The following is a 15440-nucleotide window of genomic DNA, read 5'->3' as shown; positions in this document are numbered from 1 at the left end:
CCAGACAGCCTGGCCCGAGGTGGTCCGGCCGGTCCATCCGGCCAGCCCTACCGCCGGGCGGGGGCTGGCCGGAACGGCGTTTCGCACCGGTGTCAGCTCGTCTCGCCGGCCACGCTGAACGAGCGCAGACGGTCGATGGCCAGCACCGTGAAACCGACGGCCACCAGCGCGGTCATCACCGACGCCACCGGCACCGACACGGTGGTCTCCAGCAGCCCGGTGGGGGCGATCCGGTCGGCGAGCGCGATCACGTACTGCTGGATGGAGAGCACCTTGGTGCCGCTGACGAAGTTGCCCAGCAGGCCCTCCCAGATCAACACGTAGACCAGGCCGAGCAGCACCGGCCGCCGGGTGACCAGGCTGAGCGCGAGGAAGAACGCCGAGTACGCCAGCGCGCCGAGCGCCGCCGCGACCGCCAACGCCAGTCCGAGGCGTACCGAGGCGGCCAGCACGCCCGCGACGTAGAGCGGCACCGCGACGGTGACGGCGGTGATCCCGGCGGCCACGGCGAGCTTCGGCAGCACGATCTGCCACCGCGGGAGCGGTTTGGTCAGGATGTGCACCACGGTGCCGTCGTCGATCTCGGCACCCAGCACGCCGGTGCCGATGATCAGCGCTACCACCGGCAGCACCACTGCCAATCCGAGGCCGACCAGCACCGGAGGCCCCCACTGACGGGGGTCGACGCCCAGGGACCGGCACAGCACGGCCAGCCCGAGCAGGACCAACGGCAGCGGGAGCAGCAGCAGGAACCGGCGGCGGCCGAACAGCCCACGGGCGGTGATCCAGGTAATCGTGGACATGTCATCTTCCTTCGTTCGTGACTGCGGGGCTCACTCGCTGCGCTCGTTCACTCCTCGCACTCACCGGTCAGGCCTCCACGAGGTAGGAGAAGACGCTTTCCAGGGACTCGTCCGACGGCACCAGTTGGCGCACCCGGATGCCGTGGCTGAGCGCGATCCGGGGTAGCGCCCGGGTGAAGGCGCCGTAGTCGCCGGCGCGCACGGTCAGACCGGTGGGGTCCAGCTCGACCCCGCTGACCGACGACTCGGCGATCAGCGCGACGGCCAACGCCCGGTCGTCGGTGGAGCGCACCGCGAAGACGTGCGGGCGGTTGGTCATCAGCCGTCGGATGGTCCGGAAGTCACCGGAGGCGGCCAGCCGGCCGGCCACCATCACCTGCACCGTCCCGGAGACCTGCTCGACCTCCTCCAGGATGTGCGAACTGAACAGGATCGTCCGCCCGGAGTCGCCCAGTTTGTGCAGCAGGTCCATCATGTGCAGCCGCTGCCGCGGGTCCATCCCGTTGAACGGCTCGTCGAGCAGCAGCACCTGCGGTTCGTGCACCAGCGCGGCGGCCACCCGGGCCCGCTGCCGCATGCCCTTGGAGTACGTGCCGATCCGCCGGTCCTGCGCCGACTCCAACTCGACCAGCTCGATCGCCCGCCGGGCGGCCGTCGCGGGATCGGCCAGTCGGTGCAGCTTCGCGCTGGCCAGCACGAACTCGTGCGCCGTGAGGTAGCTCTGCACCGCCTCCCGCTCGCTGACCAGCCCCAACCGCCGGTAGACGTCGGGGTTGCGCCAGGTCGGCTCGTCGTCCAGCGTGACGGTGCCGCGCGACGGGGCGAGGAACCCGGCCATCATGTGCAGCAGCGTGGTCTTGCCGGCACCGTTCGGGCCGAGCAGCCCGGTCACTCCCGGCCCCAGGGCCATGCTGATGTCGTTGACCGCGACCACGTTGCCGTACCACCGGGACACCCCGGTCAGGCTCAGCGTGCTCATCAGGAGGCAACCTTCCGGTAGCGGGCCAGCAGGAGGGCGGTGGCACCGGCGACCAACAGCACCGCGGCCAGGGCGTAGACCGGACCGAACCGGCCGACCCCGATGCCCTCCTGACCGTTCTCCACCAGCAGGTCGCCGAGGGACCAGATGCCCACTCCCTGCACCAGGGTGGAGGGCGAGGCGAGACCGGCCAGCTCGTTGGCGCTGCGCGACGGCAGGATGCTCAGCACCCCCACGATCGGCGTGGTCATCAGGAAGACGGCGACCACCCCACCGGCGGCGAAGGCGCGCTTGCCGGTCAGCGACGCGATCAGCAGACCGACCGAGGCGAAGACCACGGCCCACAGCCCCGCGTAGAGAAGGCCGGGCAGCAGGTCGAGCAGCTCGTTCCAGACCCCGCGCAGGCCCTGCTTGGTGGTGAACGCGGCACCCAGGAACATCAGCACCTGCGGGCCGCCGAGCAGCAGCCAGAGCCCCGTGACCAGGGCCAGCAGCTTGGCCAGCGCGTAGTCACCGCGCGGCAGCGGCCGGGAGAAGTAGAGCGGGAGGACGCCGCTTCGCAGGTCCCGCGAGACCAGTTCCGGCGCGGCCACCGCGACGAAGAAGAGGACCAGCCAGCTCATCGAGTCGGCGAACTGGGCGTACGTGGCGACCGGCTCGCCGATCTGGCTGCGGATCGCGGTCAGCGCCGCCGCGACCAGGGTGACGATGCCGATCACCAGCCACGGGAAGATCTTGGCTTTGGCGCTGCGCCCGAAGCCGAAGGTGGTACGCAGTCCGTGCACGTAGAGCGCGCCGAAGACGTGCCCCCGGCCCAGCCTCGGGCCTGCGTACCGCTGGTAGCCGATGTCGTGGATGACACCGGTCGGCGTGGACCGCAGCGCGGCGGAAGACGACTCAGGCATGGGTGAGCTCCCTCGTGGCGAAGAGTTCGGCCACCCGGTGCCGGCGCTGGTCCAGTCGGTGCAGTGGCAGGTCCAGTTCGGCGACCGCGCCGAGGATCAGGTCGTAGGTGCCGTCGTCGGCGAGTGGTACGAGCAGCAGTCGCCCGTCCCGCGCGACCGGCAGCTTCAACTCGGCCAGCCGGGCGGCGAGTTCCTCGGTGCCCTCGCTCACCTCCACGGCGAGCACGTCCGTCGCCGAGGTCATCGCGGAGATGTTGTCGGCGCGCAGCAACCGGCCGCCGTCGATGGCGATCAGGGTGTCGCAGATCCGCTCCACCTCGCCGAGTAGGTGCGAGCAGACCAGCACGGAGATGCCGAACTCGGTGCCGATCCGGTGCACCAGGGCCAACATGGCGTCCCGGCCGGCCGGGTCCAGGCCGTTCGTCGGCTCGTCGAGCAGCAGCAGGTCGGGGTCGTGCACCAGCGCCTGGGCGAGCTTGACGCGTTGCTTCATGCCGGTGGAGTAGCCGCCGACCGGGCGGTAACGCTCCTCGTACAGGCCGACGTGCCGCAGCGCCTCCGACGCCCGCTCGCGGGCGGCGGTGCGGGGCAGGCCACTCATCCGGCCGAGGTGGGTGACCAGTTCGGCGGCGGACAGGTCCGGTGGCAGGCAGTCGTGCTCGGGCATGTAGCCGACCCGGGCGCGGACCTGCGCCGGGTCGGCGGTCGGATCGATGCCGAGCACCGACACCTGACCGCTGGTCGGTGGGATCAGGCCGAGCAGAATCTTGATCAGCGTGGATTTGCCGGCGCCGTTCGCGCCCACCAGGCCGATGATCCCGGGCTCGACGGCGACGGTGAGGTCGGCGAGCGCGGTGACCCGACCTCCGTACGTCTTGGTGAGCGACTGGGTCGCGATCAGTGTCACGTTGCCCAGGGTAGGGAGTGGACGCCCGGCGCTGACACCGGCGCGCCCCCGGCGCTTCCCTGATCCTTGGCCTGGCGGACCCTTAGGGTCCCGCGGTCCGGCCGGTAGGACGCTTCTCCCCGTCCACGACCCCGTTGCGGAAAAGCCCTTCGGGGGTGGGACGATTCATCTTCCGTTCAGTGGGCAGCAATCCGTCGGGTGCCGACGACGGCGCGAAGTCTCGGACGGGCGGACGGCCGAGGTGCGCACGGGTGGGGCGGATCCGGCGTCGTTCCTGTCCGCCGGGGTCCTGGAGTGGCGCTCTCGACCGATCGGCGGTCGGCTGCGAAACTGTGTGCCGGTCAGCGAGTGGGGGGTGTGGATGAGCAACGGTTGGGTGCTGCCCGACGAGGTGCTGCGGGACGCACCGGCGTACACGCCGCGTCCGGGCGAGCTCGCGGATCTTGAGCTGCTGCTGACCGGCGCGTACGCCCCTCTGAACGGTTTCATGACCCGCGCCGACCTGGTCTCGGTCAGCCGACGCGGCCGGCTGGCCGACGGCGCGCCGTGGCAGGTCGCGGTGACGCTGCAGGTGCCGACCTCCCTGGCGCAGAGCTTCGATCCGCGTGACCCGGCCCGCCGGGCGCTGGTGCTCACCGACGGCGAGGGCGCCCCGGCGGCTGCCCTGGACGTGACGGACGTCTGGCAGGTGCGCGACGGCATCGCCGGGGTCGGTGGCCCGGTCCGGCGGTTGGGCGACGGTGGCCATGGCCCGTTCCAGCGGCTGCGCCGCAACCCGGAGGAGGTCCGGGCGCTGCTGCCACCGGGTCGGGTGCTCGGGGTGATCGCCGACCGACCACTGCACCGTCCGCAGCTCGCCCAGATCGCTCATGCCGCCCGCACCCTGGCCGCGCACCTGCTGGTGATGATCCCGGTCGGTGAGGGCGGCGTCGGCGGGCTCCCGCCGGAGGCGCTGGTCCGCACCATCTTCGCCGCCCGGGACCGGATGCCACCGGCAACGGTGGTCGCGGTGCCCCTGTCGCACCGGCGGGAGGAGATCAGCGACGCGCTGCTGCGCGCCCGGGTCTCCGCCTCGTACGGGGTGACCCACCTGCTCTCCACCGGGGAGATGCTCTCCGGTGCCGGGCTGCGGGTGCTGGTGCCCCGCGAACTCGCGTACGACAACCGGGACGGGCAGTGGCGCTGGCGGGAGGACATCCCACCGCGCAACCGCCGGCTCGCCCTGACCCAGCAGGAGATCGACGACCTGCTCGATCGGGGCTTCCCGCTGCCGGAGTGGCACACGCCTCCGGCCGTGGCGAGGGAGTTGGCCCGGGCCCGACCGCCGCGTCGGCACCGGGGGCTGGTGGTCTTCCTGACCGGCCTCTCCGGTTCGGGCAAGTCGACGATCGCCCGAGGGCTGGCGGACGCGCTGCGGGAGAGCGGCGACCGCACCGTGACCCTGCTCGACGGGGACGTGGTGCGCCGGGAGCTCTCCGCAGGGTTGGGCTTCAGCAAGGCCGACCGGGATCTCAACGTCCGACGGATCGGTTGGGTGGCCGCCGAGATCGCCCGGCACCGGGGGGTGGGCATCTGCTGCCCGATCGCCCCGTACGCGGCGGCCCGCGCCACGGCTCGGGAGATGGCCCTGGCCGCCGGGGCGGGCTTCGTGCTGGTGCATGTGGCCACCCCGCTCGAGGTGTGCGAGCGCCGGGACCGCAAGGGCCTGTACGCGCGGGCACGCGCGGGCCTGCTCACCGGGATGACCGGCATCGACGACCCGTACGAGGAGCCGACCGACGCCGACCTGGTGGTCGACACCACCGACCTGACCGTGGCGGACGCGGTGCAGGCGGTGCTTCACCACCTGACCGAGACTGGCTGGGTGGAGTTGAAGATCGCGTCTGCCTGAGGCGTCGGTCGTACCCCGTTCCTTCCACAGCTGCTCACGCGATAGTGTTCATTCTTGTTGGAACACGTTTGACCGCGTGAGAGTAGGGTGACCCCGGGAGGCACGGCAATGCTCGCTCAGCAGCGGCAGGCGGCCATCCTGGAGCGGGTCCGGGCGACCGGCGGCGTTCGGGTCAGCGAACTTGCCGGCGAGTTCGGCGTCTCCGACATGACCATCCGCCGCGACCTGGAGGCGCTGCACGAGCGCGGCCTGCTGGCCAAGGTGCACGGCGGCGCCACGACAGCCGAACCGAGCGCGACCGACGAGCCGGGCTTCCACGCAAAGTCGGTCCGTCAGTTGCCGGAGAAGGCCGCCATCGCTGACCACGCCGCCCGGCTGGTCCGTCCGGGCGCGGCGGTCGCCCTCTCCGCCGGCACCACCACCGCCGAGTTGGCCCGCAGGCTGGTGGACGTGCCCGGCCTGACCGTGGTGACCAACTCGCTGCCGGTGGCCGAGATCCTGCACGCCGGAGGTCGACCGGACCAGACTGTGGTGCTCACCGGGGGCGTCCGCACTCCGTCGGACGCGTTGGTCGGCCCCCTCGCGGTCGGGGCGGTCCGGTCGCTGCACCTGGACCTGCTCTTCCTGGGCGTCCACGGCATCACCGAGCGGGCCGGCTTCACCACCCCGAACCTCATGGAGGCGGAGACCGACCGGGCGCTCGTGGCCGCGGCGGACCGACTGGTGGTGCTCGCCGACCACACCAAGTGGGGCACCGTGGGCATCTCCTCGATCGTCGAGCTGGCCGCAGCACACGTACTGGTCAGCGACGACCGGTTGCCACCACCCGCTCGACGGGCACTCGGCGAACAGGTGGGCGAATTGATCATGGTGAAGGCGACAGGGGCGGGCCGCGCGACGCGCACGCCGACGAGTGAGGGGACGGCGTAGTGAAGCGCACCGCCATCGACCTGGCCGACGGCCGGGAGCTGATCTACTTCGACGAGCGCGACGACGCCGTCCGTGACCAGCCGGACCGCCGCGACCTCCCACCACCGCCTCCCGCGTCCCAGCTGCGCTACGACCCGCTGACCGACGAGTGGGTGGCTGTCGCCGTACACCGGCAGACCCGGATCTTCCTGCCGCCGGCGAACGAGTGCCCGCTCGACCCGTCGGTGGGCGACCGGCTGACCGAGATCCCCGCCCCCGACTACGACGTGGTGGTCTTCGAGAACCGGTTCCCGTCACTCAGCGGCCGGGTCGCCGACGAACCCGGGGCGATCACCCCGTTCACGTCCGTCCGGCCGGGCCTCGGGCGGTGCGAGGTCGTGTGCTTCACCTCGGACCACAACGCCTCCTTCGCCAGCCTGCCGCCGCGTCGGGTGCGCACCGTGCTGGACGCGCTCGCCGACCGCACCGAGGTGCTCGGGGAGCTGCCCGGCGTGGAGCAGGTCTTCTGCTTCGAGAACCGCGGCGTCGAGATCGGCGTCACCCTGCACCACCCGCACGGGCAGATCTACGCGTACCCCTTCGTGACGCCGCGCACCCGCGCGTTGCTGGCCGCCGCCCGCCGGCACGCCGAGCAGACCGGCGGGGGCAACCTGTACGCGGACGTGCTGGCCGCCGAGCGAGCCGCCGGTGAGCGGGTGGTCGCCGAGAACGAACACTGGACGGCGTTCGTCCCGGCGGCGGCCCGCTGGCCGTTCGAGGTGCACCTCGCACCGCGTCGGGTGGTGCCGGACATCCCGGCGCTCAGCGACAGCGAGCGGGACGCCTTCGGGCCGCTCTACCTGGACCTGCTGCGCCGCTTCGACGGCCTGTTCGACATGCCGATGCCGTACATCTCGGCGTGGCACCAGGCGCCGGTGCGGATCGACCGGGAGTTGGGCCACCTGCACCTGCAGCTGTTCAGCATCCGACGGGCCAAGGACAAGCTGAAGTACCTGGCGGGCTCCGAGTCCGGGATGGGCGTGTTCATCAACGACATCGCCCCGGAGCGCGCCGCCGAGTTGCTCCGCGCGGCTTGAGCCTGCGGGACTCGCGCGGCGGGGAAACAGGGCGCGGGGGGCCCGGGACAGGGCCCCCCGCAGGGAAGGGACGGCTGGCTGTGCACGGCACAGCCGGGAAGGCTGGCTGATCGGCGCACGGGTGCCGCGGGTCGACCGAGGTCAACCTTCCTGGACGCGACTGGCATCTCGTCCATCCTGGTCAACGAGGCGCGCCGAGCGGAGTGACGCCGATCGGCGCGGCACCGCCGGACACGCCGAAGCCCGCCGGCGGGTGGCCGGCGGGCTCCGATGACGCGGTACGCCTGGATCAGGCGGCGAGCTTGCGGGCCAGGTTCTCGTCGAGCGCGTTCATGAACTCGTCGGTGGTCAGCCACGGGGCGTCGCGCGAGATGAGCAGCGCCAGGTCCTTGGTCATCTGACCACCCTCGACGGTGTCGATGATGACCTGCTCCAGGGTGTTGGCGAACTCGGTGACCGCCGGGGTGCCGTCCAGCTTGCCCCGGTGGGCCAGGCCCCGGGTCCAGGCGTAGATCGACGCGATCGGGTTGGTCGAGGTCTTCTCGCCCTTCTGGTACTGCCGGTAGTGCCGGGTGACAGTGCCGTGGGCGGCCTCGGCCTCGACGGTACGGCCGTCCGGGGACAGCAGCACCGAGGTCATCAGACCCAGCGAGCCGAAGCCCTGCGCGACGGTGTCGGACTGCACGTCACCGTCGTAGTTCTTGCAGGCCCAGACGTAGCCGCCCTCCCACTTGAGCGCGGCGGCGACCATGTCGTCGATGAGCCGGTGCTCGTAGGTGAGGCCGGCGGCGTCGAACTCGGCCTTGAACTCGGCCTCGAACACCTCGGCGAAGATGTCCTTGAACCGGCCGTCGTACGCCTTGAGGATGGTGTTCTTCGTCGACATGTAGACCGGGTAGTTGCGGTCCAGGCCGTACCGGAACGAGGCGCGGGCGAAGTCCCGGATCGACTCGTCGTAGTTGTACATGCCCATGGCGATGCCGCCGCCGGGGAAGTTGGCGACCTCCATCTCCATCGGCGTGCCGCCGTCGGCCGGCGTGTAGGTGATGGTCACCGTGCCCGGACCGGGGACGACGAAGTCGGTGGCCTTGTACTGGTCACCGTGGGCGTGCCGGCCGATGATGATCGGCTTGGTCCAGCCGGGCACCAGGCGCGGCACGTTGGACATGATGATCGGCTCGCGGAAGACGACACCGCCGAGGATGTTGCGGATGGTGCCGTTCGGCGACCGCCACATCTTCTTCAGGCCGAACTCCTCGACCCGGGCCTCGTCCGGGGTGATGGTCGCGCACTTGACGCCGACGCCGTGCTCCTTGATGGCGTTGGCGGCGTCGATGGTGACCTGGTCGTCGGTCTCGTCGCGGTACTGGATCGACAGGTCGTAGTAGTGCAGGTCGACGTCGAGGTAGGGCAGGATCAGCTGCTCCCGGATCTGCTTCCAGATGATCCGGGTCATCTCGTCGCCGTCGAGCTCCACGACCGGGTTGTTTACCTTGATCTTCGCCATCGGCCGGCGCTCCTCTCGGGGGACACGTGCTCAAGCAGTACGAGCGTACTGCAATTGGGCCGGCGGCCCCCAGCCGGCCTCGACCGACCGGTGGAAACCGGGCTGCGCGGCGCAGAAACTGCCTGGATCATGACGCGATGCCACTGAGCCGCACCCTCGGGTCTATCACGGTCACCGCCCTCACCGACGGCGAGGGTGCCTTCTTCCAACCCCGCGCGGAGGCGTTTCCGCAGGCCACGGCGGCGCACTGGGCGGAGGCCGACCGGCGCGACCCCACCTCGGTCACCGCCGACGGGCAGTGGTGGCTACCGTTCCGCAGCTTCGCGATCCGCTCCGGCGACGGGCCGGTCACAGTGGTCGACGCGGGCATCGGCCCGGCCGACGCGCCGGCCGCGAGCTGGGCGCCGGTGCCCGGCCGGATGCCCGCCGAGCTGGCCGCCGCCGGCATCGACCCGGCCGACGTCGAGACGGTGGTGCTGACCCACCTGCACAGCGACCACATCGGCTGGGCCGTCACCGGCACGCCCGGCCGGCCGTACTTCCCGAACGCTAGCTACCTGGTGCAGCGCGCCGAGGTGGACGCGGCGCAGATCCTCAACCCCGGGCTGCCGGCCGGCCTGATCGCGCCGTTGCGCGCCGCCGGCCGGCTCCGGGTGGTCGACGGCGAGACGAGCCTCACCCCGGCGGTACGTCTGCTGCCCACTCCCGGCCACACCCCGGGCCACCAGTCGGTGCTCCTGACCTCGGCCGACGAACGGATGCTGCTCACTGGTGACCTCCTGGTGCACATGGTGCAGCTCGTCGACCCCGACCTGGCGTACGCCCACGAGGAGGACCCGGACGAAGCCCGCGCCTCCCGCCTGACCACCCTCCGAACCCACGCCCCCACAGTGCTGGCCACCCCCCACCTAGGCACCCCCTTCACCCCCACCCCCTGACCCGTCCTACCCCCGCCCCAGCGCCCCCCACCCCACCGTCCCCCACCCCCCACCGCCCCGGTGATCAAGAGGTTTGCGTCAAGAATCGGGGGCGCGGTGACGCGAACCTCTTGATCACCCGGGGGCGGGACGGGAGGGGCGGTGGGTGGGTGGGTGGGTGGGATGGCGAAGGGCCCGCCGGCTTGGCCGGCGGGCCCTTCGGGGTGAGTCTGGGTTTGGGCCTTACATGCTGGAGATGTCGCCCTGCTTCGCGCGGACGGCCTCGGCCGCCTCCAGGAGGCTGGCGCGCTCGTCGGCGTCCAGGTCGGTCTCGACGACCCGCTTGACGCCCTCGGCACCGATCTCGGCCTCGACGCCGAGGTAGACACCGGAGATGCCGTACTCGCCGTCGACCCAGGCGCAGACCGGCATGACCTCGCCGGAGTCCTCGGCGACAGCCTTCGCCATCCGGGCCGCGGCGGCCGACGGGGCGTAGTACGCCGAGCCGGTCTTGAGCAGCGCGACCACCTCGGCGCCACCGTTGCGGGTCTTGACGACCAACTCCTCGATCTGCTCGGCCGGCATCGCGTCGCGCAGCGGCTTGCCGTTGACGGTGCTCTTCGACGGCACCGGGACCATGGTGTCGCCGTGCGAGCCCAGGGTCAGGGTGCGTACCGACGCCACCGGCACGTTCAGCGCCTCGGCGACGAAGTTGCTGAACCGGGCGGTGTCGAGCATGCCGGCCTGCCCGAGCACCCGGTTCTTCGGGAACTGGGTGGCGAGCTGCGCCAGCGCGGTCATCTCGTCCAGCGGGTTGGAGACGACGATGACGACGGCGTTCGGGGCGTACTTGGCGACGTTCTCGGCGACCTGACGAACGATCTTGGCGTTGGTCTCCAGCAGGTCCATGCGGCTCATGCCGGGCTTGCGCGGCAGACCAGCGGTGATCACGACGACGTCGGAGCCCTCGATGCTCTCGTAGCCCTCACCGTTGGGGCCGGTGGTCACGCCGACGACCTTGGTCTCGAAGCCCTCGATGGCCCGCGACTGGTTGAGGTCGAGCGCGAGACCCGCGGGCTTGCCCTCCACGATGTCGGTGATCACTACGGTGTCGAAGACGTCGTACTCGGCCAGGCGCTGTGCGGTGGTAGAGCCGTAGAAGCCAGCCCCGACGACAGTGACCTTCTTACCCATGGTCGTCCCACTCCCTGATACCAGTCGGTTTTCCGGACCGTATCAGTCATCCTGGCACCGATCAGGCCAGGGGCGGCGGGCATCGCCGGGATGGGGCGAACGTCACCGGTGTCGCCGGCGCGCGGTTCAGCCGCGCTCCGCGCGCTCCACCACGTTGCTGAGCAGCATGGCCCGGGTCATCGGCCCGACACCGCCGGGCATCGGGACCAGCGCGCCGGCCGTCTCGGCCACCTCCGGGTCCACGTCGCCGGTGTAGCGGCCCTTGCCGTCCGCGCCGATCACCCGCGTGATGCCGACGTCCACGACGACCGCGCCCGGGTTGATCATGTCGGCGGTGAGCAGCCCCGGTACGCCGGCCGCGACGATGACGATGTCGGCGGCCCGGGTGTGCGAGGCGAGGTCGAGGGTGCCGGTGTGGCAGAGGGTGACTGTGGCGTTCTCGGAGCGCCTGGTGAGCAGCAGGCCGAGGGGGCGTCCGACGGTGTTGCCCCGGCCGACGACGGCGACGGTGGCGCCGCGCAGGGCCACGTCGTGGCGGCGGAGCAGTTCGACGATGCCGCGCGGGGTGCAGGGCAGCGGGCCGTCGTAGCCAAGGACCAGCCGACCCAGGTTGACCGGGTGCAGGCCGTCGGCGTCCTTGTCCGGGTCGATCAGCTCCAGCACGCGCTGGGTGTCGAGGTGGGCGGGCAGCGGCAGCTGGACGATGTAGCCGTGGCACGCCGGGTCGGCGTTCAGCTCGGCGATCACGTCGTCGACCTGCTGTTGGGTGGCGTCGGCCGGCAGCTCGCGGCGGATCGAGGCGATGCCCACCTCGGCGCAGTCACGGTGCTTGCCGTTGACGTACGCCTGACTGCCCGGGTCCGACCCGACCAGGACCGTGCCCAGCCCGGGGGTGATGCCGCGTTCCGCGAGTGCCTTCACCCGAATTCGCAGCTCGTCCTTGATCTCCGCCGCGGTTGCCTTGCCGTCCAGAAGCGTCGCCGTCACGCCCAGATCGTCTCACGACCTCCGCCCGGGGTTCCGACGACCTCGATCGGCCGACCCGTCGACCCCTTGATCACCGTTAGGAAAAGTGACGATCTGTGACGTGTCTCTAGTCACTCTGAGTGAACTTTTGTTCATTCGGTCACCATCGAACCAGACAGGCCGATCGTGGTGGACCAACAGGGGACGGGAGCTCCAGCAGGAGACAACGCGAGCCAGAGCGCCACGACAGGGCCCGAAGGTAGCGATGTTTTTGCAGCCAGATGAGGTTTCGCACGGTTTGACGTAGCAGTGGGGAAGCCCTTCGACAAGGGATTCGACCTCAGACCGTTACCCACCCGCAACCGCGTCGTTGTCGAAGCCTCGCCGCCGACCTACCGTTACCGCTTGTTGCGCAGCGTAAACCCAGCGTCGGGCCTGACTGCGCAGCGTGAGGAGATGAGGAGGCTCAATGCGAGTTCGTAGACTCGCCGCCTGGACCGCCCTCCCGCTCGCGGTGACGCTGGGCCTCGCGGCCTGCGGCAGCGGCGGCGACGGTGGTTCCGGTGGCAGCGACAGTTCGGTGGTCAGCATCCAGATCGCCGAGCCGAAGCACCTGGTTCCGACCAACACCACCGAGACGTCCGGCTCTCAGGTCATCGCCGGCCTGTTCAGCCCGCTCGTCGACTACGACGCCCAGAACAAGCCGTACGAGGTCGCGGCTGATTCGGTCACCTCGACCGACAACAAGGTCTGGACGATCAAGCTCAAGGACGGCTACACCTTCCACAACGGTGAGAAGGTCACGGCCGAGGACTACATCAACGCGTGGAACTACGGCGCGTACGCCCCCAACGGCCAGGACACCAACCCGTTCTTCGAGAAGATCGCCGGTTACGCGGACCTGCAGGGCAAGGAGCCGAAGGCCAAGGAGATGTCCGGACTGAAGAAGGTCGACGACCTCACCTTCACCGTGACGCTCAACGAGCCGTACATCGACTTCAAGACCACGTTGGGCTACAACGCGTTCTTCCCGATGCCGGACGCCGCGTTCTCGGCTCCGGGCGTGCTCAAGGACTCCTACGAGCAGGCTCCGATCGGGCAGGGGCCCTTCAAGATGAAGGGCACCTGGCAGCACGACAGCAAGATCGAGGTCGAGCGTTACGACGCCTTCCCGGGCGAGAAGCCCAAGGTGAAGAACGTCGAGTTCCGGATCTACCAGCAGCTCACCGCGGCGTACGCGGACGTCCTGGCGGACAACCTGGACGTGCTGCCGACGATCCCGACCGAGAGCCTGAGCACCGCGCCGAGCGACCTGGGCGACCGGTACAAGACCAGCCCGATGTCGTCGTTCCAGTTCCTGGCGTTCCCGACGTTCGACAAGGACTACAGCAACCCGGACGTCCGCAAGGCCATCTCGATGGCGATCGACCGTGACGAGATCACCAAGTCGGTCTTCAAGGGCTCGCAGACGCCGGCGCGCTCCTTCGTCTCGCCGGTCCTGCCGGGCTTCCGGGACGACACCACCGGCAAGTCGGGCGAGTTCAACCCGACCGAGGCCAAGAAGCTCTACCAGGCCGCCGGTGGTCCTGCGAAGATCGTCATCTCCTACAACGGCGACGGCGGTCACAAGGACTGGGTCGACGCCACGGTCAACCAGCTCAAGGCCAACCTGGGCGTGGACGCCGTCGGCTCGGCCGAGCCGAAGTTCGCCGACCTGCTCACCAAGGTCGAGAAGAAGACGCCGGTGGGTGCGTTCCGGATGGGTTGGGTCATGGACTACCCGACCATGGAGGACTACCTCGGCCCGCTGTACAGCACGAACGGCTCGTCGAACTACTACGGCTACAGCAACCCGGAGTTCGACAAGCTGGTCAAGGAGGGTTCCGCCGCCAAGACGCAGGACGAGGCGATCGCCAAGTACCAGCAGGCGGAGGACATCCTGGCCAAGGACATGCCGGTGATCCCGCTCCGCTTCGGCGAGAACGTGTTCGGCCACTCGTCCAAGGTCAAGAACGTGGAGATGGACCTGTTCCAGCGGGTCAACCTCGTCAAGATCGAAGCGGCCAGCTGAGCTGACCAGAGTGCGGGCCACCCGGGCGACGACGCCCGGGTGGCCCGGACCGCACCACCGGGGGCCGGACCGCAGCAGCGCGTCCGGCCCGGTGGTGCCGGCTCCCCCGGGCCGGACGGCACGTCTCCGACATTTCGGGTACGACCAGAGATGCCGTCCTGCGACCCTTTCGCACATTTCCGGAGAGACTGCTAAGCATGTTCCGCTACATCTTGCGGCGCCTACTGCAGATGGTCCTGGCGTTCTTCGGGACCACCCTGATCGTCTACGCGCTGACATTCGCCGGGCAGGGCGACCCGATCCAGGCGCTCGCCGGTGAGCGGCCGGTGACGCCAGCCCAACGGGCCTACCTGACCGAGAAGTACCACCTGGACGCCACCGGCGTCGGCGGCTTCTTCTACCGCTACTTCGACTACGTGAAGAACCTGCTCCAGGGCAACCTGGGCGAGTCGCTCACCGGTCGGAACATCGGCGACATCCTCGAACAGGCCTGGCCGGTCACCGTACGGCTCGCGCTCATCGCGCTCGCCGTGGCGATCATTTTCGGGGTCAGCGCCGGGGTGGTCGCCGGCATCCGCCGGGCCAGCATCTTCGACAACTCGACGCTGGTGCTGACCCTGCTGGTGCTGGGTATCCCGACCATCGTGCTGGCGCCGCTGGCGCAGTTCTTCCTGGGCGTCAAGTGGCAGCTCTTCCCTCCCACCGCCGGATCCGACCCCTCCTTCTACGCGCTCCTGCTGCCGGGCATCGTGCTCGGCTCACTGTCGCTGGCCACCGCGTTGCGCCTCACCCGCGCCTCGGTGGCGGAGAACCTGCGCGCGGACTACGTCCGGACCGCCCGGTCGAAGGGCCTGGTCAAGCGCCGCATCGTCATCGTCCACGTGCTGCGTAACTCGCTCATCCCGGTCATCACCTTCCTCGGTGTGGAGCTGGGCAACCTGATGAGCGGCGCGATCATCACCGAGGGCGTCTTCAACATCCCCGGCGTGGGCTTCAACCTCTTCCGCGGCATCCGCACCGAGGACGGCCCGCTGGTGGTGGGCATCGTCAGCGTGCTCGTCGTGGTCTACCTGATCTCGAACCTGGTGGTTGACGTCCTGTACGCCGTACTCGACCCGAGGATCCGCTATGAGTGAGCGCAGCGAACGAATCATCAGCGCAGCGCCTGGCCCTCATGCCGGCGCCGAGCGCAGCGAGGTGCGGGCATGAGTGAGCGCAGCGAACGAATCATCAACGCAGCGTGCCTGGCCCTCATGCCGGCGCCGAGCGCAGCGAGGTGCGGGCATGAGTGAGC

13 protein-coding genes are annotated in these 15440 nt (G+C 70.1%); 6 read left to right on the top strand and 7 right to left on the bottom strand.

The features are described 5' to 3' along the window. Window positions 1–92: 92 nt before the first annotated feature. From O3438_RS26670 to O3438_RS26655, 4 genes are all read right to left on the bottom strand, one after another. A complete protein-coding gene (locus O3438_RS26670) occupies window positions 93–803 on the bottom strand; it encodes an ABC transporter permease subunit (protein ID WP_269682398.1) in 711 nt (236 codons plus the stop codon). Between the two features lie 67 nt (window positions 804–870). After that, complete coding sequence (locus O3438_RS26665; protein ID WP_269682397.1) at window positions 871–1782, bottom strand: ABC transporter ATP-binding protein; 912 nt, start codon at window positions 1780–1782, stop codon at window positions 871–873. Next, complete coding sequence (locus O3438_RS26660; RefSeq protein ID WP_269682396.1) at window positions 1782–2687, bottom strand: ABC transporter permease; 906 nt, start codon at window positions 2685–2687, stop codon at window positions 1782–1784. The genes O3438_RS26665 and O3438_RS26660 overlap by 1 nt, the downstream gene beginning before the upstream one ends. Then, window positions 2680–3594, bottom strand: coding sequence for an ABC transporter ATP-binding protein (locus O3438_RS26655; RefSeq protein WP_088987693.1), 915 nt, complete (start codon window positions 3592–3594; stop codon window positions 2680–2682). The genes O3438_RS26660 and O3438_RS26655 overlap by 8 nt, the downstream gene beginning before the upstream one ends. Before the next feature lie 361 nt (window positions 3595–3955). Between O3438_RS26655 and cysC the strand changes: the two genes are divergently transcribed. From cysC to galT, 3 genes are all read left to right on the top strand, one after another. Further along, window positions 3956–5485, top strand: a complete 1530-nt coding sequence (gene cysC, locus O3438_RS26650; protein WP_269682395.1) for an adenylyl-sulfate kinase — start codon at window positions 3956–3958, stop codon at window positions 5483–5485. A 108-nt stretch (window positions 5486–5593) separates the two neighbouring features. Then, complete coding sequence (locus tag O3438_RS26645) at window positions 5594–6415, top strand: DeoR/GlpR family DNA-binding transcription regulator (protein ID WP_269682394.1); 822 nt, start codon at window positions 5594–5596, stop codon at window positions 6413–6415. Next, entirely contained in the window at window positions 6415–7491 is a 1077-nt protein-coding gene (gene galT / locus O3438_RS26640; RefSeq protein WP_269682393.1) for a galactose-1-phosphate uridylyltransferase, read from the top strand. The genes O3438_RS26645 and galT overlap by 1 nt, the downstream gene beginning before the upstream one ends. A gap of 289 nt (window positions 7492–7780) precedes the next feature. Here the strand turns inward: galT and O3438_RS26635 are convergent, their stop codons facing one another. Then, window positions 7781–8998, bottom strand: coding sequence for an NADP-dependent isocitrate dehydrogenase (locus tag O3438_RS26635; RefSeq protein WP_145779001.1), 1218 nt, complete (start codon window positions 8996–8998; stop codon window positions 7781–7783). 137 nt (window positions 8999–9135) lie between these two features. Between O3438_RS26635 and O3438_RS26630 the strand changes: the two genes are divergently transcribed. Beyond that, window positions 9136–9936, top strand: a complete 801-nt coding sequence (locus O3438_RS26630) for an MBL fold metallo-hydrolase (protein WP_269682392.1) — start codon at window positions 9136–9138, stop codon at window positions 9934–9936. A 222-nt stretch (window positions 9937–10158) separates the two neighbouring features. Here the strand turns inward: O3438_RS26630 and O3438_RS26625 are convergent, their stop codons facing one another. Both O3438_RS26625 and O3438_RS26620 read right to left on the bottom strand, forming a co-directional pair. Next, window positions 10159–11109, bottom strand: coding sequence for a malate dehydrogenase (locus tag O3438_RS26625; protein ID WP_112583765.1), 951 nt, complete (start codon window positions 11107–11109; stop codon window positions 10159–10161). A gap of 126 nt (window positions 11110–11235) precedes the next feature. Then, window positions 11236–12096, bottom strand: a complete 861-nt coding sequence (locus O3438_RS26620; RefSeq protein WP_088987687.1) for a bifunctional methylenetetrahydrofolate dehydrogenase/methenyltetrahydrofolate cyclohydrolase — start codon at window positions 12094–12096, stop codon at window positions 11236–11238. Between the two features lie 448 nt (window positions 12097–12544). On the opposite strand from O3438_RS26620, the gene O3438_RS26615 reads away from it, so the two are divergent. Further along, complete coding sequence (locus O3438_RS26615; protein ID WP_269682391.1) at window positions 12545–14146, top strand: peptide ABC transporter substrate-binding protein; 1602 nt, start codon at window positions 12545–12547, stop codon at window positions 14144–14146. A 197-nt stretch (window positions 14147–14343) separates the two neighbouring features. Beyond that, window positions 14344–15282, top strand: coding sequence for an ABC transporter permease (locus O3438_RS26610; protein ID WP_088987685.1), 939 nt, complete (start codon window positions 14344–14346; stop codon window positions 15280–15282). Window positions 15283–15440: the final 158 nt, after the last annotated feature.

It is taken from the genome of Micromonospora sp. WMMC250 (assembly GCF_027460215.1).
GTDB lineage: Bacteria > Actinomycetota > Actinomycetes > Mycobacteriales > Micromonosporaceae > Micromonospora > Micromonospora taraxaci.
The sequence above is the reverse complement of the archived record's forward strand: the minus strand, read 5'-3'. Positions and strand labels throughout refer to the sequence as shown.

What these genes read in the sequence shown, in the direction of transcription:
- O3438_RS26610 (WP_088987685.1), top strand. Translation starts at nt 14,344, where the DNA reads ATGTTCCGCTACATCTTGCGGCGCCTACTGCAGATGGTCCTGGCGTTC.
- O3438_RS26630 (WP_269682392.1), top strand. Translation starts at nt 9,136, where the DNA reads ATGCCACTGAGCCGCACCCTCGGGTCTATCACGGTCACCGCCCTCACC.
- O3438_RS26615 (WP_269682391.1), top strand. Translation starts at nt 12,545, where the DNA reads ATGCGAGTTCGTAGACTCGCCGCCTGGACCGCCCTCCCGCTCGCGGTG.
- O3438_RS26645 (WP_269682394.1), top strand. Translation starts at nt 5,594, where the DNA reads ATGCTCGCTCAGCAGCGGCAGGCGGCCATCCTGGAGCGGGTCCGGGCG.
- cysC (WP_269682395.1), top strand. Translation starts at nt 3,956, where the DNA reads ATGAGCAACGGTTGGGTGCTGCCCGACGAGGTGCTGCGGGACGCACCG.
- O3438_RS26625 (WP_112583765.1), bottom strand. Translation starts at nt 11,109, where the DNA reads ATGGGTAAGAAGGTCACTGTCGTCGGGGCTGGCTTCTACGGCTCTACC.
- O3438_RS26670 (WP_269682398.1), bottom strand. Translation starts at nt 803, where the DNA reads ATGTCCACGATTACCTGGATCACCGCCCGTGGGCTGTTCGGCCGCCGC.
- O3438_RS26635 (WP_145779001.1), bottom strand. Translation starts at nt 8,998, where the DNA reads ATGGCGAAGATCAAGGTAAACAACCCGGTCGTGGAGCTCGACGGCGAC.
- O3438_RS26665 (WP_269682397.1), bottom strand. Translation starts at nt 1,782, where the DNA reads ATGAGCACGCTGAGCCTGACCGGGGTGTCCCGGTGGTACGGCAACGTG.
- O3438_RS26660 (WP_269682396.1), bottom strand. Translation starts at nt 2,687, where the DNA reads ATGCCTGAGTCGTCTTCCGCCGCGCTGCGGTCCACGCCGACCGGTGTC.